General features: G+C 54.5%; 23 protein-coding genes and 1 tRNA gene. 12 read left to right on the top strand and 12 right to left on the bottom strand.

The window, feature by feature from the left end; all coding sequences use genetic code 11:
• Position 1: 1 nt before the first annotated feature.
• The 3 genes from Q0W94_RS07700 to Q0W94_RS07690 all read right to left on the bottom strand — a co-directional run bounded on the left by Q0W94_RS07700 (position 2) and on the right by Q0W94_RS07690 (position 3,529).
• Positions 2-949, bottom strand: a complete 948-nt coding sequence (locus Q0W94_RS07700; protein ID WP_297757426.1) for an RNA polymerase sigma factor, RpoD/SigA family — start codon at positions 947-949, stop codon at positions 2-4.
• Between the two features lie 363 nt (positions 950-1,312).
• A complete protein-coding gene (locus tag Q0W94_RS07695) occupies positions 1,313-3,148 on the bottom strand; it encodes a flotillin family protein (RefSeq protein ID WP_315863113.1) in 1,836 nt (611 codons plus the stop codon).
• A gap of 60 nt (positions 3,149-3,208) precedes the next feature.
• Positions 3,209-3,529, bottom strand: a complete 321-nt coding sequence (locus tag Q0W94_RS07690) for a hypothetical protein (protein WP_024123953.1) — start codon at positions 3,527-3,529, stop codon at positions 3,209-3,211.
• 352 nt (positions 3,530-3,881) lie between these two features.
• On the opposite strand from Q0W94_RS07690, the gene Q0W94_RS07685 reads away from it, so the two are divergent.
• Positions 3,882-5,423, top strand: coding sequence for a bifunctional pantoate--beta-alanine ligase/(d)CMP kinase (locus tag Q0W94_RS07685; protein ID WP_297757420.1), 1,542 nt, complete (start codon positions 3,882-3,884; stop codon positions 5,421-5,423).
• A gap of 57 nt (positions 5,424-5,480) precedes the next feature.
• The gene (locus Q0W94_RS07680; RefSeq protein WP_297757417.1) at positions 5,481-5,834 is read left to right on the top strand and encodes a hypothetical protein; all 354 of its coding nucleotides are present in this window, start codon (positions 5,481-5,483) and stop codon (positions 5,832-5,834) included.
• A gap of 53 nt (positions 5,835-5,887) precedes the next feature.
• Here Q0W94_RS07680 and Q0W94_RS07675 read toward each other — a convergent pair whose 3' ends face one another.
• Entirely contained in the window at positions 5,888-6,109 is a 222-nt protein-coding gene (locus Q0W94_RS07675; RefSeq protein ID WP_024123956.1) for a DUF4327 family protein, read from the bottom strand.
• Between the two features lie 272 nt (positions 6,110-6,381).
• Here Q0W94_RS07675 and Q0W94_RS07670 point away from each other — a divergent pair, with 272 nt between their 5' ends.
• From Q0W94_RS07670 to recF, 4 genes are read left to right on the top strand one after another with little or no spacing between them, the layout of a single operon-like run.
• The gene (locus Q0W94_RS07670; RefSeq protein WP_297757414.1) at positions 6,382-7,590 is read left to right on the top strand and encodes a M20 family metallopeptidase; all 1,209 of its coding nucleotides are present in this window, start codon (positions 6,382-6,384) and stop codon (positions 7,588-7,590) included.
• 7 nt (positions 7,591-7,597) lie between these two features.
• Positions 7,598-8,251 carry a response regulator transcription factor gene (locus Q0W94_RS07665; protein WP_297757409.1) on the top strand — a complete coding sequence of 218 codons (654 nt, stop codon included), beginning with the start codon at positions 7,598-7,600 and terminating at the stop codon, positions 8,249-8,251.
• Between the two features lie 58 nt (positions 8,252-8,309).
• On the top strand, positions 8,310-8,792 hold the full coding sequence (locus Q0W94_RS07660; protein ID WP_297757406.1) for a DUF427 domain-containing protein: 483 nt from the start codon (positions 8,310-8,312) through the stop codon (positions 8,790-8,792).
• Between the two features lie 10 nt (positions 8,793-8,802).
• On the top strand, positions 8,803-9,942 hold the full coding sequence (gene recF, locus Q0W94_RS07655; protein WP_297757402.1) for a DNA replication/repair protein RecF: 1,140 nt from the start codon (positions 8,803-8,805) through the stop codon (positions 9,940-9,942).
• On the opposite strand, the gene Q0W94_RS07650 is transcribed toward recF, so the two are convergent.
• Together Q0W94_RS07650 and Q0W94_RS07645 are read right to left on the bottom strand one after the other, a co-directional pair.
• Entirely contained in the window at positions 9,881-10,267 is a 387-nt protein-coding gene (locus Q0W94_RS07650; RefSeq protein WP_297757400.1) for a hypothetical protein, read from the bottom strand. The genes recF and Q0W94_RS07650 overlap by 62 nt on opposite strands.
• 12 nt (positions 10,268-10,279) lie before the next feature.
• The gene (locus Q0W94_RS07645) at positions 10,280-10,585 is read right to left on the bottom strand and encodes a cell division protein SepF (RefSeq protein ID WP_297757397.1); all 306 of its coding nucleotides are present in this window, start codon (positions 10,583-10,585) and stop codon (positions 10,280-10,282) included.
• A gap of 244 nt (positions 10,586-10,829) precedes the next feature.
• Here Q0W94_RS07645 and Q0W94_RS07640 point away from each other — a divergent pair, with 244 nt between their 5' ends.
• The 5 genes from Q0W94_RS07640 to Q0W94_RS07620 all read left to right on the top strand — a co-directional run bounded on the left by Q0W94_RS07640 (position 10,830) and on the right by Q0W94_RS07620 (position 14,137).
• Positions 10,830-11,603 (top strand): energy-coupling factor ABC transporter permease, encoded by a 774-nt coding sequence (locus Q0W94_RS07640; protein ID WP_297757395.1) that lies wholly within the window; start codon positions 10,830-10,832, stop codon positions 11,601-11,603.
• 109 nt (positions 11,604-11,712) lie between these two features.
• Positions 11,713-12,015, top strand: coding sequence for an energy-coupling factor ABC transporter substrate-binding protein (locus Q0W94_RS07635; protein ID WP_297757392.1), 303 nt, complete (start codon positions 11,713-11,715; stop codon positions 12,013-12,015).
• Complete coding sequence (cbiQ, locus tag Q0W94_RS07630; protein ID WP_297757389.1) at positions 12,016-12,807, top strand: cobalt ECF transporter T component CbiQ; 792 nt, start codon at positions 12,016-12,018, stop codon at positions 12,805-12,807.
• A gap of 1 nt (position 12,808) precedes the next feature.
• Entirely contained in the window at positions 12,809-13,648 is an 840-nt protein-coding gene (locus Q0W94_RS07625; protein WP_297757384.1) for an energy-coupling factor ABC transporter ATP-binding protein, read from the top strand.
• A 126-nt stretch (positions 13,649-13,774) separates the two neighbouring features.
• Positions 13,775-14,137 (top strand): response regulator transcription factor, encoded by a 363-nt coding sequence (locus tag Q0W94_RS07620; RefSeq protein ID WP_297757382.1) that lies wholly within the window; start codon positions 13,775-13,777, stop codon positions 14,135-14,137.
• 2 nt (positions 14,138-14,139) lie between these two features.
• Here Q0W94_RS07620 and Q0W94_RS07615 read toward each other — a convergent pair whose 3' ends face one another.
• Positions 14,140-15,402, bottom strand: a complete 1,263-nt coding sequence (locus Q0W94_RS07615) for a phospholipid carrier-dependent glycosyltransferase (protein ID WP_297757379.1) — start codon at positions 15,400-15,402, stop codon at positions 14,140-14,142.
• Position 15,403: 1 nt separating this feature from the next.
• Positions 15,404-16,531 carry an HhoA/HhoB/HtrA family serine endopeptidase gene (locus Q0W94_RS07610; protein ID WP_297757377.1) on the bottom strand — a complete coding sequence of 376 codons (1,128 nt, stop codon included), beginning with the start codon at positions 16,529-16,531 and terminating at the stop codon, positions 15,404-15,406.
• A gap of 154 nt (positions 16,532-16,685) precedes the next feature.
• Here Q0W94_RS07610 and Q0W94_RS07605 point away from each other — a divergent pair, with 154 nt between their 5' ends.
• Entirely contained in the window at positions 16,686-17,546 is an 861-nt protein-coding gene (locus Q0W94_RS07605) for a prephenate/arogenate dehydrogenase (RefSeq protein WP_315863112.1), read from the top strand.
• Here the strand turns inward: Q0W94_RS07605 and Q0W94_RS07600 are convergent.
• The 4 genes from Q0W94_RS07600 to Q0W94_RS07585 all read right to left on the bottom strand — a co-directional run bounded on the left by Q0W94_RS07600 (position 17,523) and on the right by Q0W94_RS07585 (position 20,466).
• Positions 17,523-18,014: a phosphate-starvation-inducible PsiE family protein gene (locus tag Q0W94_RS07600; RefSeq protein WP_297757371.1), complete on the bottom strand. Its 492-nt coding sequence runs from the start codon at positions 18,012-18,014 to the stop codon at positions 17,523-17,525. The genes Q0W94_RS07605 and Q0W94_RS07600 overlap by 24 nt on opposite strands.
• Before the next feature lie 2 nt (positions 18,015-18,016).
• Positions 18,017-18,772 (bottom strand): MBL fold metallo-hydrolase, encoded by a 756-nt coding sequence (locus Q0W94_RS07595; protein WP_297757368.1) that lies wholly within the window; start codon positions 18,770-18,772, stop codon positions 18,017-18,019.
• Positions 18,773-18,782: 10 nt separating this feature from the next.
• The gene (locus Q0W94_RS07590) at positions 18,783-20,294 is read right to left on the bottom strand and encodes a serine/threonine-protein kinase (protein ID WP_297757365.1); all 1,512 of its coding nucleotides are present in this window, start codon (positions 20,292-20,294) and stop codon (positions 18,783-18,785) included.
• A 99-nt stretch (positions 20,295-20,393) separates the two neighbouring features.
• Positions 20,394-20,466: transfer RNA gene (locus tag Q0W94_RS07585), tRNA-Thr, on the bottom strand.
• Positions 20,467-20,723 lie beyond the last annotated feature (257 nt).

Raw genomic sequence — 20,723 nt, 5'->3', positions numbered from 1 at the left:
GCTAGCTGGCAAGGTACTCGTGAATATCGCCCCGGCGTTTGCGGAGTTTGCTGAGGGCTTCCCGCTCAATTTGCCGTACCCGCTCACGACTAATGTTGAGCAGTTCTCCCACCTTGGCAAGGGTGAGGGGTTGACCATTCTCTAGACCAAAGCGGAGGGAGAGGACGTGGCGTTGCTGGGGCGTGAGATCCGCCATCAGCCGTTCGAGGTCGCTGCGCAATGAGGATTGAGTTGCAAACTCCTCGGGTGAAATGGCGGAATCCTCCAGCAATTCCCCTAACTCCGTATCCTGATTATCGCCGACACGGACGTCAAGGGAGAGGGGCTGCCGTGCCCGTTCGAGGTATTCCCGCACTTGGGCAGGGGTCAATTCCAGTTCTGCTGCCAGTTCATTAATCGTGGGGGCGCGACCCAGGCGCTGGGACAGTTGTCGCTGGGCTTTTTTAATTTTGTTCAGCTTTTCGGTGATGTGGATAGGCAGGCGAATTGTCCGCCCCTTTTCAGCGATCGCCCGTGTGATGGCTTGGCGAATCCACCAGTAGGCGTAAGTCGAGAAGCGATACCCCTTGGTGGGGTCGAATTTCTCTACCCCGCGCTGCATCCCGATGGTTCCCTCTTGGATGAGATCGAGCAGATCCACATTGCGCTTGATGTACTTTTTGGCCACTGAAACCACCAGCCGTAGGTTGGCTTCCACCATTTTCCGTTTGGCGCGCTCGCCATTCTCGATAATTGTCTGCAACTCCGCTTCACTTATGTTGGCGGCGGCAGCCCATTCAGCTCGGGTGGGTTCACGGTTCAGTTCTGCCGCCAGCTTTTCGCGAATCTCGTTCATGGCGGCAAGCTGCTGCACCTGTTTGCCATAGATCACTTCCTGTTCGTGGGTGAGCAATGGCACACGGCCAATCTCCCGTAGGTAAGTGCGCACTAAATCTTTTGAGGTATCCATAGTCCCTCTCGCTCGTTCTCAAGGTTGACAGCAGTGATTCGTTCAAGGCCTAGGAATATCGTTTTCTCTATAGGATGGGCGATCGCCTCTGCTAAAGAGCGCGGCCAAGCCAACGGTGCTTTAACAGCGTTTTCCTGGATATGTTACATATATTAAGAATCTTAACATTTCTAAATCTGTTCGTGAGAATACTAACACTGACCTTTGGCGGTTCTTAATCTTTCTTTTATATTTTCTCTATTGATAAGGCTCTATGAATTTTGAAAATAGAGATGAATTCAATAAATCCTTTATGCATGCCTCTGCCCCCCAGCCCGACTGAAGAGTTATCCACTCCTGCAGCTAGGGGTATGCAGTCACGTTTTAGGAATTGGCCGTACTGTCTTGGAGAAGGGATTTAATTTGTGCTAACAATTGGCCAAGTTTCCCCTCCTCAAAAAGGGCATTGATCAGGGCCAACCCACTAGCAGACAGGAGCAGGTTATTAAAATCAGCGGTGCCGCCGCCATTGGCAAAGGTATAAATTTTGGCATCGCCAATCACCCCCGGTTGGGGGGCAAGGGCTTGGAGAACTTGCGGTAGTTGGGGTGCCAGTTCTGGCCAGAGGGCTGTAATCACTTGAGCTGTCAAGTTAGCGTTGCTAATGACATTTTTGGCCGCGAGCATGGCCTCTATTCCTTCGGCCTCAGCAAGGGCTTTATCGCGGTTGGCCGCAGCAAGGGTGCGAATCGCTTCCGCCTCCAGTTGTGCTGCCTGTTGGGCAATTTCCGCTTGCCGCCGCCGCCGAAAAGCATCAATTTCCACAACGTTTTGCTCCAGTACCCGTTTTTCAGCTGCTTCCCGTTCTGCGGCAATGATGGCTAGGTTCTTGTGGCGATTAGCTTTCTCCACTTCGATGGCGGTGGTGACCGCAGATTCTGCCCGTGCCCGCTCGGCTTCGGCCATCAGACTTTCTTTTTTCTTGGTGGCAACGGCGATCGCCACGTCCTCTTGGGCAAGGCGCGCTTGACGTTCGGACTCTGCAATGGCCACCTGCGCTTGTAAACGGTTGGCCTGCACCTGCTGCTGGCGACTGATCTCGGCGATTTCTGCCTCCTGTTGTTGCTGGGCTTGCGTCACTTTCAGGAGTTTATTTTTTTCCTCCAGTTCAATGCTGGCCTCAATTTCCTTTTGTTGGATGGCCAGTTTTTTGCGGATTGCTTCTTCCTCGACCACTTGGGCCTGGAGCAACTTTGCCCGCTGAATCGCGGCGGCCTCCGCTGCTTTGGCCTCCTCAATTTCCCGCTCCCGCTGCGCTTTCAGGGCTTCCAGCTTCAAGCGTTGGCTCAACAGTGCCGCTTCTTTTTCCTCTTCAATTTGCAGGGAGCGTTTTTGGGCATCCAGCTCCTTCTGTTCGATCGCCACCCGCGTTGAGAGTTCGACTTCCCGCTTTTGCTGAATCGAGCGTTGAATAGTTTCTGTGCGCAGCCGCACCCCCTGAGCATCAAAAAAGTTATTTTCGTCGTAGGTGTCGCTCTCTTGGACTTCTGAGATGGCAATGTTATTGAGGGTGAGTCCGACTTTTTGCAGATCTTGCTGCATCAAGTTGAGCACCTCTTGGGCAAACCCCAGTTTGTCGGAGTCAATTTCAGCAAGGGATTTGTGTTTTGCTGCTGCGCGAATGGCATCGTCCGCCCGTTTTTCGAGGGCATTTTTAATGTCTTCGGGGGTAATGCGGTTATTTTGGGAAAGGCGAGCGGCAGCGGTAAGGACATCCTCTTCAGTGGGGTTGATGCAGACATAGAAGGTGACCCGCATATCAGCCCGTAGATAATCTCGGGTACGCACCGCCAATTTGCCAGTTCGCTCTACATCAATGGAAATCTCCCGCAGTGGTACCCGTGTCAATTCATGGAACCCTGGCAGGGCGATGCAACCACCATTGAGGATCACGGTTTTTTTCTTAACAAAAATCCCCCCCGTGCGCACAAAGGCTTCATTGTTGGGGGTAATGACATAGACGCGCGTGTAGGCCCAAATACTCAGGAGCAGCAAAATTACAATGCCGGCAATAACACCGGGAAAGAAGAGCAGCCCGCCCAGATTACCCATGACCATGGGGGGAGGCTCCGCCAGTAGCGTGGCTTGGGTTTGCGCTCGGGGTCGTGCTGACAGTTCTGGTGTCGGTAATGCCTGCAAAAATGTCAGCCAGTAAAGCATCATAGGCCTGCAGGGGTAATTTCAGTGTGGGGAGCGATCGCCCGCTGTTTTTACGGGTTTTTAATTTGCAGCAGCCACTTCGGTGGTTGAGGCCACGGCGGCATCTTTACGTTTTTTCTTCTCTGTCACTGTCACAGGTCGCATTTCAATATGGTTGAGCAGAGTCGTGACAAAGGCAAAAAGTAAAAAGGGCAAGGTTAAGACCAAAATTAGTCCCCCGACCAGAAACGCCTGCACTGGATTGTTGTAGAGGGTGAGGGAGGCAGCCAAACCAATAAAGATCACAATCAGCCAAACAATGACTTGGCCATAAATATCCCCGAAGGTGAGGGTGCAGACGAAACGGTATTTTTGTAAGCTGTTTTGTAGTTCGTTGGCCATAGGGGCTATCCTCGCGGCGTATCCTTAACGGTTCCAGTTAAAAAACAAGCTTTTGACTAGGGGGGGTGAAACTTGGCGTCGTGTTACAGGGTTTGCAAGTATAGAAAAACGAAAGTACCTGAATTTTAGAAAACCTGCCCGCAAGATTAAAGCCCTTGCAACAAATGTACAAACTTTGGTCAAAAAAGCAGGCCCGGGCATTGAACAGACCCTTTCTACAATCGGGATACCCTAAAAAGCCTCTCTGATCGGATCGTAGTTTTCACCAGCTTGCGTGGCTTCTCTGTGTGGGAAAAGGGCTGTAATATGACAGATTGTATCAAAACTCCATCGATCGCCCCCGAAGCACTCTATGGGTAAGTTTTACCGTTTAACCACCACGGCGGGTTTACAGACTGCCCTTGGCACATTCTCTGCCGCAACCACGGTTGGTTTTGTGCCAACAATGGGGGCCCTCCATGGGGGGCATGCTGCCTTGATTCAGCGGGCACGGCAAGAGTGTGATGTGGTTGTTGTCAGTATTTTTGTCAATCCACTGCAGTTTGGTCCCCAAGAGGATCTGGAACGCTATCCCCGTGCCCTTGAGGCCGATACTGCCCTCTGTCAGCAGTTAGGGGTGGATCTGCTCTTTGTGCCCAGTGTGGCTGAGCTTTACCCAACGGGGATGGAGCAGTTGACCGTGGTGGAGCCGCCAAGGGAGTTAACGGAACACCTCTGTGGGCGATCGCGCCCCGGCCATTTTCGCGGGGTAGCAACAATTGTGCTGAAGCTGTTGCATCTGGTACAGCCCGATCGCGCCTACTTTGGGCAAAAGGATGCCCAGCAGTTAGCGATTATTCGCCGCTGTGTAGCGGACTTGAATCTGGACGTGGAGATCATTGGCTGCCCCATTGTCCGCGCTGCCGATGGCCTTGCCCTCAGTTCCCGCAATCAATACCTGAGTCCTAAGGAGCGCGCCACTGCCCTTGCCTTAAGCCAAAGCCTGGAGGTGGCTCAGGCGGCATTCCGTCAGGGCTGCTTGGAAGCGAGTCTGCTTCTAGCCCAGGTTCAAGATCATCTGCGCCAGTTTCCCCAGTTGCGCCTCGACTATGCCGAATTGGTGCATCCCCAGACCCTTGTGCCCTTGGAACGCATTGAGACCGTCGGTCTGTTGGCGATCGCTGGCTGGGTGGGGCAAACGCGCCTCATTGACAATTGTCTACTGGATCGCCGCCTGCCGATTCTGGCCGTGGATGGCCCTGCCGGTGCCGGGAAGTCAACCGTGACGCGACTGGCTGCCCAAGCCCTAGGGTTGCAGTACCTTGACACCGGTGCCATGTATCGGGCGGTAACCTGGTGGTGCTTGGAAAATAACATTGATCTCCAGGATGAGCCAGCGATCGTAGAGGCGATCGCCCACTGCCAATTGCGTCTTGAAAGCAATGATCCCCATCAACCAACGCGAGTGTGGATCAATGATCGCGAGGTCAGCCAAGCGATTCGCTCCCTAGAGGTGACGCAGCGGGTATCCCAGATTGCCGCCCTGCGCGGTGTGCGGCGGCTAATGGTACAACAGCAGCGGGCGATCGGGGCCAATGGCGGAATCGCTGCTGAAGGGCGTGATATTGGCACCCATGTCTTTCCAGAGGCGGGCTTGAAAATTTTCCTAACGGCCTCCCCCGAAGAGCGTGCCCAGCGCCGCTGGCAGGAATTACAACAGCAGGGACAATGCGACCTCTCCTATGAGGAATTACTCGCTCAGATGACCGCTCGCGACACAGCGGATCAGCAACGCGCCTACGCCCCCTTTCGTAAAGCGGCCGATGCGATAGAAGTCTGTACTGACAACTTGGGGATCGATGAGGTAGTGAGTAAAATTGTCCATCTCTACCGCAGCCGCTTTCCTCAACCTTGATGAGGACGAGAGATTTCCCGTAGAGTAAAAGGGATAGTCTGCTTCGGGATGAACTCTATGGATCGCAATCCCCTGGAAATTGTACAGCAACTCTACTACACCGGTATTGGAGCTGCGGCCGCTGCCATTGAATCGCTACAGGATGAAGCCAAGCGCCAAGAATACCTGATGCAACTGCGAGTGGATGCCCGGCAACTGGCCACGGTCTGCGCTGAGAAAGGCCGACTCACTGAAGCCCAGGCCCGGGAACTGATTCAAGCCTTTATTGCTCAGGAGCCGCCATCCCCTTCCACCCCTGAGCCTGCTCCCCGCGAAAGTGCCGACTTGGCCGCAGATATTCAGACGCTTCTGGAAACGCTGCGAGCTCTTCGCCAAGACCTACAGCAGGATTTAGAGGCACCCACGTCCTAGGATTTGCCCAGTGGGGGAAGTAGGTGCCCTTACGGATTGCTCTTTATTGCTCTTTAGTCGTTGTCCCAGCATTCACGACCAATGAGGTCACCAATGCGATCGCGCAGCATAAAATCACAGCGCTCTAACTCTGCCTCAATGAGGGGCCACTCCCGAACGGGCACAAACTGGCAAAGGGTATAAATGGGCTGCTGCCGACTTACCACACCTTTGGCCACCAGTCGTCGTGCCTCATCTTTGACGAGTTCAATGGAGTACTGAAGGGATTGAACCATAACATCCTCGTTTGGCTGAAGAGACCCTAGGAGTCAGAATTGGCAAATTGTAATATCCAATACTGAACTATTTTAATTTTTGCCCTAGAGAGCTACCTGCCATAATAACAAATGTTTCCTAAGTCAGGGGGTGCTGACGAAGAAAATCCTAGGACTGGTGGAAGTAAGTGGCACCCAAGTTGCCTTGAGGGCTGAATACCATATCAAGCCGCTAGCTAAGGGCATGCCTTATCCTAGAAGTGCATCCTAAACAAAATCTTAAAGACTGTTCCATGGCCTTCCATCTTCCCCAAGTGAACTGCCAACTGCGTCCGGAGGTCGCTGCCCTCCAACCTGAACTTGTGCAGTGGCGACGCTATTTGCACCAACGACCGGAATTGGGCTTTCAGGAACACCTGACAGCGGCCTTTGTCAGTGAAAAACTGCGGCAATGGGGCATTCAGCATCGCACTGGCATTGCCGAAACGGGCATTGTGGCGGTCATTCCGGGATCTCGACCGGGGCCTGTGCTGGCAATTCGCGCTGATATGGATGCCCTGCCAGTCCAGGAGGAAAACGATAAGCCCTATCGCTCTCTCCATGAGGGGAAAATGCACGCCTGCGGGCACGATGGTCATACGGCGATCGCCCTCGGCACTGCGAAATATCTGGCGACTCACCGCGATTTTGCTGGTGCGGTCAAAATCATCTTTCAGCCGGCCGAAGAAGGTCCCGGTGGTGCCAAACCAATGATTGAAGCCGGGGTTCTCGATGCCCCAAAAGTGGATGGCATTATTGGCCTGCACCTCTGGAATTTTCTGCCCGTTGGCACGGTGGGCGTGCGTAGTGGGCCCTTGATGGCGGCAGCGGAATTCTTTGAGTGTGAGGTGCACGGCAAGGGAGGACACGCGGCTTTACCCCAGTTTACGGTGGATACTGTGCTCGTTGTGGCTCAAATCATTACAGCGTTGCACACCATCGTCTCGCGCAATGTGGATCCCCTAGAGACGGCCGTGATCTCCGTGGGGGCAGTGCACGCGGGCGCCGCAAAAAACGTGATTGCCGATACGGCAACGTTTCGGGGCACAGTTCGATACTTTAAGCCACAGTTGGGGGACTGGCTACCCCAGCGCATTGAACAGGTGATTGCTGGTATCTGCCAGAGTCATGGTGCCACCTATCGCTTTCACTATGAGCGGATGTATCCCCCCACGGTCAACGATGCCAAAATGGCGAAATTAGTGCGCTCTGTTGCGGAATCGGTCGTCGAGGTGCCGGCTGGAGTCACGTCCCATTGTCAAACGATGGCGGCGGAGGATATGTCATTTTTTCTGAAAGCTGTTCCAGGCTGCTACTTCTTTTTGGGGTCAGCCAATGGCACACTGGGGTTAGATTTTCCCCACCACCATCCCCGCTTTGACTTTGATGAAACCGTTTTAAGTATTGGGGTTGAGCTGTTTGTCCGCTGTGTGGAGAAATACTGTGGTCTAGTGGAGACATAAATTTCCTATGTCCCTTACGGTACTCATTGCCGACGATGATCCCGGCATCCGCTTGTCGGTGAGTCGCTTTTTGGAATCCGAAGGGTACTGTTGCCTGACGGCGGGAGAGGGTGCCCAAGCGTTGGAAATGATCCATCGCTATCAACCTCACCTGCTGATTACGGATATTGCCATGCCCAATATGAATGGCTATGAGTTGGTGCGGCAGGTCCGCCAGCATCCCGCATTACGCTTACTGCCAGTGATTTACCTAACGGCGCGCACGGAACTGGAGGAGCGAATTCGTGCCTATCGTACCGGCGGCGATGTCTATCTGGCCAAGCCCTTTGACCTCAATGAGTTGGCAGCGGTGGTGCGCAACCTACTCGATCGGGCCCAACTGGTACAAATGGAGTGGCAGCGGCGACAGCAGCCTTTCTCTGTCCCGAAAAGCCAACGCGTTAGGGTGGATCTGACGCCGCGGGAAAAGGACGTTTTGGCTTTGCTGGTGGCGGGACTCTCCAATGCCCAGATTGGCGATCGCCTGCACTTGAGCGCGCGAACGATTGAAAAGCACGTCAGTAGCCTTTTTCAAAAAACAGCAGTTCACAATCGGGCTGAGCTGGTGCGCCTGGCAATTGAACAGGGCTTGGTGGAGCAACAAACCAGTTCCCAGCTTTGAGCGATATTTGAGCGATAACGGTTACTGTCAAAGCAGGATGTTCAGGAGCTGAGACCCCATGCAACGGATTCCCCCTGGCCAAGAATCAGTTTGGGACTATCCCCGTCCACCCCGTGTGGAACCCACGGCAAAACACCTGCGGGTGGTCTTTAATGGCGTGGTGATTGCCGACACCCGGCGGGGACAGCGGGTCCTTGAAACCAGTCACCCCCCGGTGTATTACTTTCCGCCAGAGGATGTACAGTTGCAGTATCTGGTGCCCTCGGCACGGCAAACTTTTTGTGAATGGAAAGGACAAGGAGCCTACTACCACGTCAAGGTGGGCGATCGCCAGGCGGCTAATGCGGCCTGGTTCTACCCGAAACCCACCCCTGCCTTTGCGCCGATCCGCCACTACATTGCCTTCTATGCTGCTTTGATGGATGAATGCACCGTGGATGGTGTGGTGGTGATTCCGCAGCCGGGGGCCTTCTATGGTGGCTGGATCACTCCGGAGATTGTTGGCCCATTTAAGGGGGCACCGGGAACGTGGGCTTGGTAAGGGCTGCTAAGTGTTTCTTCAATCACTCCATCTGCGCCACTTCCGTAACTACAGTGATGCATGGATCAGGTTTGCTGCGCCGAAAACCATCGTCGTGGGGGACAATGCCCAGGGCAAGTCTAATCTGCTGGAGGCTGTGGAGTGGCTGGCCACATTGCAATCCCATCGCACCCATCGGGATCGCGACCTGATTCAGCAGGGACAAGAGAGCGCCCAAATTGAAGCCACCCTTGAGCGCCAAGGCATCCCCGTTGATCTGGCGGTGAGCTTGCGCCCCCTCTCAGGTCGTGTCCTACGGGTCAACGGCTGTACGGTCAAGCGCACTGCGGAATTTCTGGGTCAACTCAATGTCGTGGAATTTTCCTGCTTGGATTTGGAACTGGTGCGGGGCACACCGGCCATTCGCCGCCACTGGTTAGATCGGATTTTGGTACAACTAGAACCCCTCTATAGCCAGCTCCTGCAAACCTACCAAAAAGCCCTGCGCCAACGGAATGCGCTCCTCAAACAGGCTGACAGTCAACCGTGGGATGAAGCCCTCTGGCAAGCCTGGAATCAGCAGTTGGTGATCTATGGCACCCGCATCATCCGACGCCGACAGCGACTGATTGAGCGCTTAGGGCCCTTGGCACACCATTGGCAGGGTGTGCTGAGTGGCGATCGCGAGGTTTTGACCTTGACCTATGAAAGCCATGTGCCCCTTGGCGCTGGCACCTCTGAAGCCATTGCTGCCGCCTTTTATGAGGCTTTGGCGATGCGACGTCCGATTGAACGATTGCAAAAAACCAGCCTTGTGGGTCCCCACCGTGACGATGTCGGCTTTTGGCTCAACGGGCAACAGGCTCGCCAATTTACTTCCCAAGGTCAACAGCGCACACTGGTATTGGCACTGAAGTTGGCAGAACTGGAACTGCTGGAACGGGTAGTGGGGGATGTGCCCCTCTTGCTCCTGGACGATGTTCTTGCCGAACTGGATTTGCAGCGACAGGGAATCTTGCTGGAGGTGATGGGCGATCGCCACCAAACCCTGATTACCACCACCCACCTTGCCCCGTTCGCAACCCCTTGGCGCAAGCAGGCGCAAATTCTTAAGGTAACGGCGGGGACGATCGCAAGCGTGCCTGACACTGCTGCTCAAACCAGCGACTAATCTGGGGAATGGTTAGCTCGGCAATAGGCACCTTCTCCCTTTCAGCTATTTGCCGTAGTTGCTTGAGGGCACTGACGAGAATTTGGCCATACCAGGTCATAAATCCCCCCTGGCGTGCTTCCTCCACTTGCAACCGCGGATCGGCGGCAATGAGTTCATACACTTGAGCTTCTGTCAGGTCTTCGAGGGGTTTCCCTTCAGCCTTGGTACGCAGATAGCGCTGGGCATAGACCGCCACTCGAATCGCAAAGCGATCTGCTGCGGGCAAAAGCAGTTGATCAATCTCTTGACACTCGCTGACGGTGAGCAGATCCTCAGGGTTCATCAACAGCTTTGCTCAGACCAGTCCGGCGGGTGTCGGTGTTGCTGTGCGTTCCTGGATATTAATCACGTTGGGGGTAAAGAGAAAGACGCCATCCCCAAGGCGCGATTGATGGCCATTGATGGCATAGGTGCTACCCGCGGCAAAATCGGAAATGCGCTGTGCCTCAGCCACATCAAGGTGCTCCAGATTGAGAATCACTGCCTTGTCCGCCCGCAGCGCTTGCACAATCAAGGTGGTATCACTGAGGGACTGCGGCTTGATCACCACTACTTCATAACCGCTGCTCAAGGAATGACTAAAGGCAGTTAGTTCACTCATGACACCCCCCTTGGGAACATAGCAACTGTACCTATGGATTTAATAATCCCATTAGACTTCTATTTTGTTATACCGACTACATCAAAGTCTATGCATATTTCAGCTTTGAGATCTGGCTACCAATCAATTCTTGAGCTATGGGTGGCTGTTTTCCTTATCCGTTGAAGCCCCCACTAGGGATAGTCAGGCAATCGGTTGACCCCTAAGATGGGAGCTACTTGGATTGGAGGCTATGTCTAGTAATATGGTCCAACGTAGTCAAGCAAAGCGATATGCGTCCCTGGGGGCGATCGCCCTTCTGACTACATACCTCGTGGTAGCGAGTCCTAATCCCGCCTTGGCCATGCACATCAGCGAGGGCTTTTTGCCCTTAGGGTGGGCTGTGGGTTGGTGGCTGGCCTTTCTCCCCTTCTTGGCATGGGGACTGTGGTCATTGCAGCAACAGATCAAACAACACCCCGAATCCACCCTACTGGTTGCCTTGGCAGGCGCCTATGCCTTTGTTGTCTCTTCTTTGAAGATTCCCTCGGTGACTGGCAGCTGTTCCCATCCCATGGGGATTGCCCTTGGGGCGGTTCTTTTTCGGCCTCCCTTGATGGCAGTATTGGGGACACTGGTGTTGCTCTTTCAAGCCCTCCTCATTGCCCATGGTGGATTGACGACACTGGGAGCCAATGCCTTTTCGATGGCTGTCGTAGGACCGTGGTTGGCTTGGCTTACCTACTGCGGCGCGTCTCGTTTGAAAGCAAAGCCGGCGATCGCTCTGTTTTGGGCTAGCTTCATTAGCAATGTAGGTAGCTACACCTTGACGTCTTTCCAATTGGCCTTGGCCTTTCCCGACAGCGGGGGTGGCGTGGCCACTTCCTTTGCCAAATTTGGCACCCTCTTTGCAGTCACACAGATTCCCCTCGCCATCAGTGAAGGGCTGCTGACGGTCTTGGTGTGGCACTGGTTGACGACCTACTGTGTTGCAGAACTGCAGGCCTTAAGACTCTTGCCTGAGGAAGAGTTGCCCTAAAGGACTCTACTGGCTACTGAAGGATGGTTATTTCTGGGACGTTTGATCTTAAAAACTGGTAAAAACTGGCACTCGAGGCTGTGCAGCAGAAAGATGGTGGAGGTTTTTGATGAATAAAAAAATAGCGGCCCTCCTACTCGGAGCAGGAACCGTTGCCCTGGGCATCTTTCCTTTACTTTTCGTCAAGGGGAATTTTGAAGGTGCCGATGCCCAAGCGCAGGACTTGATTCAGGAGGTGGCGCCAGACTTTCAGCCGTGGGCAAAACCCCTTTTTGAGCCGCCCAGTAGTGAAGTGGAATCGCTCCTATTTGCGGTACAAGCAGCCCTAGGGGCGGGGGTCATCGGCTTTATTGCCGGTCAGTACCACGCCCGTTCAGCAACCCCTCGACATTCTAAGGATCCTAGGGCGTGAATGCACCATCACCTCGATACCTACGCCTACACCAATGGTCTGCGGCATCTGCACCCCGAACAAAAGCTGATTTTTGCGATCGCCAGCCTGTTATTTACATTTTTTGCTCGCCCCCTTATCCAGAGCTTGCTTTGGCTATGGCTTAGCCTTTGGATTCTTGGCTATGCCCGCATTCCGTGGCGGGTTTACTTCACCCTCTTAGCTCCAGTGGCTGTGTTTTGGCTAGTGAGTTTGCCAGGGTTAGTGGTGCAAATCATCCCGACGGAGACTTTAAGGGCTTCGGGGCAAGTGGTGCTTAGTGACATCTCCCTAATGGGCTGGTCGCTTTTTATTAGTGCCGAGAAATTGCACCAAGGCTTAACGGTAGGACTGCGGACAATTGTTGCCAGCACCTGTTTACTATTGATTTTATTGACGACTCCCTTCCCAGCACTGTTGGCAGTGGCTGAGCGCTGGGGCGTTCCCGCTTTCGTCCTCGATGTCTTGATGCTGATGTACCGCTATATCTTCACCCTGCTCGAAACTGCCTTCACGCTGCAGTTGGCGCAGCGGGCGCGGGGAGGCTATCAACGGCGATCGCGCTGGCTGTTCAGTGTCAGTCTCTTAGCAGCTCAGCTTCTGCAACAATCGCTGCATCGCTATCAAGCCATTCAGCTTGCTTTGGTCAGTCGGGGCTTTCAAGGGCAGTTTCGAGTGTTGCGCCCCTGCACCTATACCTATTCCCAGCGGTATGGCCTCGAAGCCCTCATTGGTGGCAGTGCCCTGCTCCTGCTAAACACCGTGATGGTCTAAGATGTCTGTCCCCCTATTGGAATTTCATCAGGTTGAGTTTCGCTATCCCAATACCCCTGAACCGGTTCTGCGGGACTGCTCCTTTACCCTAGAGGCAGGACGGAAAGTTGCCCTTTTGGGCCTGAATGGCTCAGGGAAATCCACCCTCTTTTATTTGGCTGCGGCCCTCTACCGGCGCGATCGCGGCGAAATTTACTGGCAGGGACAACGCCTGGTTCATCAACCGGAAAAACTGCGGCAGTGGCGGCAACGGATTGGCTTAGCCTTTCAAGATCCGGAACAACAGTTGGTGGCAGCAACCGTAGCCGAGGACATCTCCTATGGGCTGTGCAATTTGGGTCTTAGCCCCCCCGCCGTGGAAGCTCGCCTCTACCAAACCTTGCAGGAGTTTGATTTAGTCGATCTCGCTGATCGTCCATTGCATCATTTGAGCTTGGGGCAAAAACGACGGGTAGCTCTGGCAGGGGTGATGGCCTTGGCACCCAGGCTGTTGCTCCTGGATGAACCCACCACCTACCTCGACTATCAGCAGCGGCAGCAGTTGCGAGAAGTCCTAGGGAAAATTCACCAACAGGGGACAACCATTATGATTGCCACCCATGATCTGGATTTTGCCTACGACTGGGCAGACTCGATTATGATTCTCGTCAATGGTCGTGTGGCGGTGAGCGATCGCGCCCAGCAGGTCTTTCAACAGTGGTCTGACCTTGCGCCTGAACTGGGAACCCCCACCCTCCTTGCTCTTTGGCAACAATTGCCCGCCCCCTGGCGACAAGGGCGCCCCCTGCCCCGCACAGTGGCGGACTTTGGCCGAGAACTGCGGGCACTTTTCCAACCCTGATAAGTTTCAGACCTGAAATGGGTAGCTTAGAGCATAGGCAGTATCATGGGCTGTTCTATTGCCCAATACTCATGCATAATAGTCAGCATATTGTTTGCGTTGTTTGCGGCATCAGGCAAAACTTCTATGGCCACAATTATGGTTGTTGATGACAGTCCCACCCTGCGGGCAATGATTGTTGAGCTGATGAAGGCGCAGAGCTACGATGTTGTGGAAGCAGAGGATGGCATCGAAGCTCAGGAAAAAATTAAAGCTCAATGTCCCGACTTAGTGATTCTCGATGTGGTGATGCCGCGCATGAATGGTTACGAACTCTGCCGCTGGATTAAGGGAGAAGCGGCTTCCCAAAAGGTGCCAGTGATTATGTGTACTACCAAAAGTGAAGAATTTGATATTCACTGGGGCAAAAAACAGGGTGTAGATGCCTACATCACTAAGCCCTTTGATCCTGCAGAACTGGTTGCCACCGTCAAACAGCTCTTGGGATAGCTCTAAATCCAAGACGGTAACCACATCCGCCTGAAAAAGCCTTGAGGCGTCAAGGGCAGTCCTAAGTAGAGGGGAAGCCAGTAGAGGAATCCCCCGACTACCGCCCCTAACACAGCAATACGTGCCCAGTGTGCCCAATTTCCCCAGTGGTGGCTGGCTGCCCAGACCAAGGCCAAAGCCATAAAGCTGTAGAGGGCAGCGGGGAGGTAGTGATAAAGAAAGACACAGCGGGTTACAACTGCCCACGGTAAGAGATTGGCAGCATAGTTTAAGAGCACAAAACGGCCTGCCGTTGTGGTCAGCCCAAGGGGTAAAAGTGCAAGGGTGGCTAGGGTACCTAGCCATAGCAGGGGGGGATTGAAGAGGGCATAAACGGCATAAACCCACGGCGTATCTGCCATGGGTAGGGGCGGGCCAATGACGGGCACGGGTTCGCTGAGGGTTTGCACTCGCTGAAAAAAGTAGCTCATGGGGCGCAGCAACAGCGGCCAAGACCACCACGGGGAGCAGTAGGGATGGGCGGTACTGGCAACACTGCGGTGAAAGTTAAACATTTGGCGATGGAGGTCAAGCAGGCCCTGGTGGGGATGAAACTGGAGATGGGGCAGCCAGAGCAGGGTATAAACCACAAAGGCGACCAGGGGTAGAAGCAGGCACATCTGCCACCACCGGTAGGTCGTCTGCCCCTCAGCAGCCAGGGGCCACCTCTGCTGCACAATCCAGAAAAGCCCCACCCCCAGCAGGAATCCCCAGCCACTCCACTTGACAGCCCCACAGGCCCCAAAGGCAATAGCTGCGGCCATCAGCCAGAGCGATCGCGCCTTTCCCTGGTGGCGCAACCCCCACAGCCACAGAATCTGTGCCACCACGCCAAAAAGGACAAGGGGGATGTTGATGAGGGCATAGCGGGATTCCACCAAAAAGAGGCCATCGAGGGCAACGAAAACTCCCGATAACAGCGCCAGGCGCGATCGCCGCGTCAGGAGATAGGCCAACACCGCCACGGCCACGGGAATCAGTGATCCCATTAGTGCATTCAACCAGCGATAGCCCCAAGGGTGAAAGCCGCCCCCCAGCCAGATGCTCAGGGCAATCAGGTATTTTCCCAGAGGGGGATGGGCATCAAAGAAAGGCACACCTGCAAGATAGTGGCGGCCAAAGCGGGCAAAATAGACCTCATCAAACACTAGGGTGGGAAAGCGGTTCAGCCCCCAAAAGCGGGTAGCAAGGGCAAAGAGCCAGAGCAGCAGTAGCCCTGCGCGCATCCTAGGCCGCTCCCTGCAACGCCGCTGTCCGCACTGCAATCCGTTGGGCGCGATCGCCCCGCTGAATCGTGAGATTCAACACTTGCCCAACACTGGCACTATCCACAATAGTCTGCAACTGCTCGGCACTGGTAATGGGTTCCCCATCTACTGCCGTAATCACATCCCCCCAGCGCAGACCGGCTTTGGCCGCAGGCGTATTGGGCAACACCTGTAGAACAAGAACGCCATTGACTTCCGGCAGAATCACCGGTGAGTTGGGGTTAGCATTGTTTTCCTTAGCCATTGCCGGCGTAAAGGTGGTCATTTGAATGCCAATGTAGGCGTGTTGAATTTTCTCACCCCGAATCAGGCGGGCTTGCAGGGCTTTGGCTTTGTTGATGGGAATGGCGAAGCCAATCCCCATGGCATCGGCACGAATGGCGGTATTAATGCCAATTACTTCCCCCGCTTCATTGAGCAAAGGTCCCCCCGAGTTGCCGGGGTTGATGGCCGCATCCGTTTGAATAAAATCAAGGCGCTTATCGGGGATACCCACTTGAGCGCTGGAGCGGTGGAGTGTACTAACAATCCCCAATGTTACCGTGTTATCAAGGCCAAGGGGATTGCCGACAGCGATCGCCCAATCCCCCACTTTCACCTCACTGGAATCACCAAGGGGCGCCGTGGGCAATGGTTCGGTGACCCCTTTGAGTTTGACAATCGCTAGATCAGACACCTCATCCACGCCGCGCACTTCCCCCTCAAAGACTCGGCCATCCTTGAGGCGCACTGTCACCGTATCGGCTTGACTCACCACATGGGCGTTGGTCATGACAATGCCACTAGGATCAATGATGAACCCTGACCCTTGACCCCGCAGCCGATCCTCTTGGGGGGGCAAGGCTAAACCGGGGAAAAATTGGCGAAAGAAGGGATCACTCAAGAGGGGATCGGGGGTGTGCACAATTGTGCGTTCAGTATCAATGCGAACAACCGCATCGCCAACCCGCTCTACTGCAGCTGCGACAAAACTATGGTGAGCTGCGGCGGCCCAGACCGGTGTATTGCTATTCAGATACCAAACCAGGGTAAGGCCAAGGCAGAATTTGAGAGTCTGCTCAAGTAAATGGGCAAGGCGTTTCATCATGGATGGCCTAGAGCGCAACAGATTTATTTCTGATTGTATCGAAGCTATCTCCGCTGGCTGTGAAGCCAAAGCACAAATCTGCAGCGGCGGAGAATATCCCTCAGAACAAGAATCAGGTCACAATTGGAAAGATGTTCAGGTTAGAGGCGGGATGCTGCGCATTGGCATTGTCGGATTGGGACTGATTGGTGGGTCGCTGGGCATTGATCTGCGGGCCAGGGGGCACTATGTGGTGGGGCTGAGTCGGCGCCCTGAAACCTGCGAGCGGGCGATCGCCAGGGGAGCCATTGACTGGGGCGGTACGGAGCCGCAAATTTTGCGTGCCCTTGATCTGGTGTTTCTCTGCCCCCCCATCGGCAGCATCCTTCCTGTCGCACTTGAGATCATCCCCTATCTCAGTCCGGAAACCGTGCTGACGGATGTGGGATCCGTCAAGGGAGAGATCGTCCCCGCCCTCGAAAAACTCTGGCCACGTTATGTCGGTGGTCACCCGATGGCCGGTACGGCAGAATCCGGCATTGAAGCGGCCCAGGCCCATCTCTTTGAGAATGCTCCCTATGTTCTCACCCCCACCCTGCACACCCAAAGTGCTGCCATTGACTGTGTCGCTGGCGTGGTCAATGATCTCGGGGCAAAGCTGCTCTATGCCACCCCATCGGATCACGATCGCGCCGTTGCTTGGATATCCCACCTCCCCGTACTGGTGAGTGCAGCCCTGATTCTTGCTAATGCCCAAGAAGCCAATGAGCCAATTCGGACGCTTGCCCAGCAGTTGGCTAGCTCTGGCTTTCGCGATACCAGCCGCGTTGGGGGTGGTAACCCAGAGTTGGGACGGATGATGGCGGAATATAACCGCGCCGCCCTGCGCCACTGCCTGATTCACTACCGTGCCACCCTTGATGATCTGATTCGCCAAGTGGAGCAGCAGGACTGGGAGCGCCTGCAAACAACCTTGGAGCAGGCCAAAGCTTACCGTGAGCAGGTCTATCCCTCAGGGACGCCGCCGATAGTTTAGACGACGCACAATCCAGTAACTGGCAGACAAGGCCAAGATGGCGATCGCCAGCCCCAGGAGCTTTGCCACCGTTTCTGGTTGGCTAATATCCAGAATGATGATTTTACGGGCAATGGCAATCAGGGAGGTAACAATCACCAGCTCAACAATCTGGGAGGAGACATGGGTTTTCAGGTAGGCCGTGATGTTTTCGAGAATTTCCAATGCCACCAGAACATTGAGAAAGAGGCCAAAGATTTTCACCAGTTCCAAGCTAAACTGCCCCACGGGGGGTGAGAGTAGCTCTACGGTCAAAATCCGCCCCAAATCAACAATGGCGACGATGACCACCAGCAGCATCCCGATCGCCAGCACCCGCGTTGCTATGCCTTCAATCTGGCTGAGAAGGTGCAAAAATCGCTGATTGTCCTGCAGCAGCATGACGACCTGTTGCCCAAGGCCAATTAAAGACCGCAACCAGCCTCGCATTCCTATGCCTCAGCCAGCAGAACAAGGGGAGTGTAGGCCACTGGTTCCACCAAACGCGTGCTGAGTCCAAGCCGCTGAAACGACCCTTGCAATTCCTCAAGGGTTCCTTGAACCGAGAGTAGTCGCGGTAGCCATCCCTGAAGGCGGAGGGTGCCATTGCCCGCTGTCGTGATCATGACCTTCGGTTGTAGCCATTGCCCCAGGGTCAAGGCCGTTTTGCCCCCCTTGAGAATCGCCCCCACCAGGGGTAAACACACATCCAATAGGGGGGTAATCACCACATCCACCTTGCCATAGCTGCGCAGCCACGGATCATGACAGCCATGGGGTTCATAGTAGAGACTTTGAGTACCCCAGCGCAGAATGTACCCATTTTCCTGTTGCGTGGGGCCGATACTGGCACCCTGGGTGGCTTGGATGACCAGATCGCGGTAGGTATGGGTTTGGTGGGGGCTAAGGGAAATCACCGTTTCAAAGCCAAGACTCTGGGCAACGTTGGCGGCACTGGGGGAGGCAATGACTGGTAGGGCGCGATCGCAGGCACGGAGGGTAGGCTCATGGCAGTGATCCGGTAGTCCTTGGGAGAGCAAAATGATATCCACATCGCTCGGCATGGCACAGGGGCGCGATCGCTCCGCCTGAAATAGCCAGGGGGTATTGCCAAAGGTGAGCGGGCCCACCAACCACGGATCAACCAGAACCCTTGTAGAACCCAGCTTCCACAACCACGTATTGCTCTCCAGCCACATTAACTGCATCGCTCCGCTCCTACAAGAACTGCGCCAAAACGTTGTAAATCAACAAAAAGATGTTACCGACAACAACGCAACCTAAGCCGACTAAACCACACATGAGCAGGGCCGTCAGTCCCCCCAATCCCGCCTGCAAGGAAGGAAAAAAGAAAAGAGCCGCCCCTGACAATGTCGCAATGATCAATTGTTCCCAGTGTTCAATCCAGCCTTTGAGCTGCATAAATACCAAGAGGGCAAACACCCCCCCAATCACACCAGCACTGACCCCAAGGGGTAATTGCCAACTGGTCATTAAGCTGGAAACCATCACCCCCAACGCCGCCATTTCAAAGCCTGTAAAGCCCGCCCCCATGAGAATTTTGAAGGCGGGTAAGGGTGGAGGAGGCCGCCGCGGTGGTCTCGCCTTTGCAGGGGGTGCCCCTTTGGGGGACGGTATCGGCGCCGAAGGTGACGGTAGTGAGCTCACTTGGGAGGGCGGGCGGGGCGCCGTCACTGGCTGTGGCGAGGGGAGCGGTGTTACTGATTGTGGCGAGGGGGGGGGTGCTGGGGCGGGGGTAGGCGAAGCATTTAAGTCTGCTAAGACCTCTGCCGCCGATTGGTAGCGATCGCTCGGCGCCGACTGCAACATGCGGTCTAGAATGTGCTGGAGCTGCTGACTGACAGAGGGAACATAGGAGTGCCAATTCCAGCGGTTGTTATAGGCATCAAATAGCTCTTCGGGGTCTTTGCCCGTCAGCAGCACAATACAAGTGACCGCCAAAGCATAGAGATCTGAGTTAGGAAAGACCCGTTCACCGCGTATCTGTTCTGGAGGCGCATAGTGAGCGGTATAAATACCGGTACTGCGGCTTTGGATAGACGTTTGGGAAACTTGTTTCACCGCCCCAAAATCCAGCAAGTAGAGCCGCCCTTGGCCGGGAAACTTGGTTTTACTGGGGTGCTGGCGCATGATATTCGAGAGCTTAATATCGCGGTGAATAGAACCGCGCTCATGGACATATTGCAGGACAGGCAGCAGCTCCCGCAGCACTTGTCGTACCTGCTCTTCGCTAAAGCAGCCCTGCTGGGCCAACTCGTCTTCTAGGGTTTCGCCATCAATAAACTCCTGAACCAAGTAAAAGTAGCTTTCTTCACCGGAGCCGTTAAAGCTGGGGACTTCCTCGCGAAAAAACGCCAGTAAATCAGGAATTTGAGCATGTTGACCCAGTTCTTCGAGAACTTTTGCTTCCCGCTCAAAGAGTTCTTGAGCCTTTTGCAAGCTGCGGGGGTCTGAGACGTTGGGCAAAAATTGTTTAATAACACAGTATCGCCACCCTGGCGTATCCAAATCCCGTGCTAAGTAGGCAGCCCCAAAGCCCCCCCGCCCCAAGACCCGCTCTGCCACATAGCGACCCCGCAAAATGAGGGGCATGCCACAGGTGATGCAAAATCGGTCACGAATGCGACTGTAGCTCTGGTTAGGTTGATCCAATTCGGGAAGAGCGTTTTGCGGACGCGGGCAATGGGGACGAGTACAATAAGCCAACATGGACCTGCTGATCCAAGGTTTCCTCTATAATAATGCCCCCAGAATATCTGCCACCCTTGCGGCAGGGCAAGACTCTTTAGGAAGAGTAACCTCTCGCCAAGCTGATGGTCGGACTCGAACCGACGACCTACTGATTACAAGTCAGTTGCTCTACCAACTGAGCTACACCAGCACTATTTCTAGCATACTACGTCTTAGCAACAGTGGGGAACCTTACCTATCAATCTTTTTTGGGCATTGCGCAGTCCCAGCGCCGCAAAGATGCAAGGGCAAGGCGGCCTGCTAAGGGGATGCCAAGTTGAAGATCGCAGCAATCGGGCTTGAGTTGTTAATGATTCATTGCAAACCCCAGCAGCCATCAGCAACGCCTAGAAAATGATCTAAAGAAAATGATCTAAGTTTTGATTAGCTTCCTGTGGCAGTTGCACT

Origin of the sequence: Thermosynechococcus sp., from assembly GCF_025999095.1 — a bacterium.
GTDB lineage: Bacteria > Cyanobacteriota > Cyanobacteriia > Thermosynechococcales > Thermosynechococcaceae > Thermosynechococcus.
This window is presented reverse-complemented; position numbering and strand designations above follow the sequence as displayed.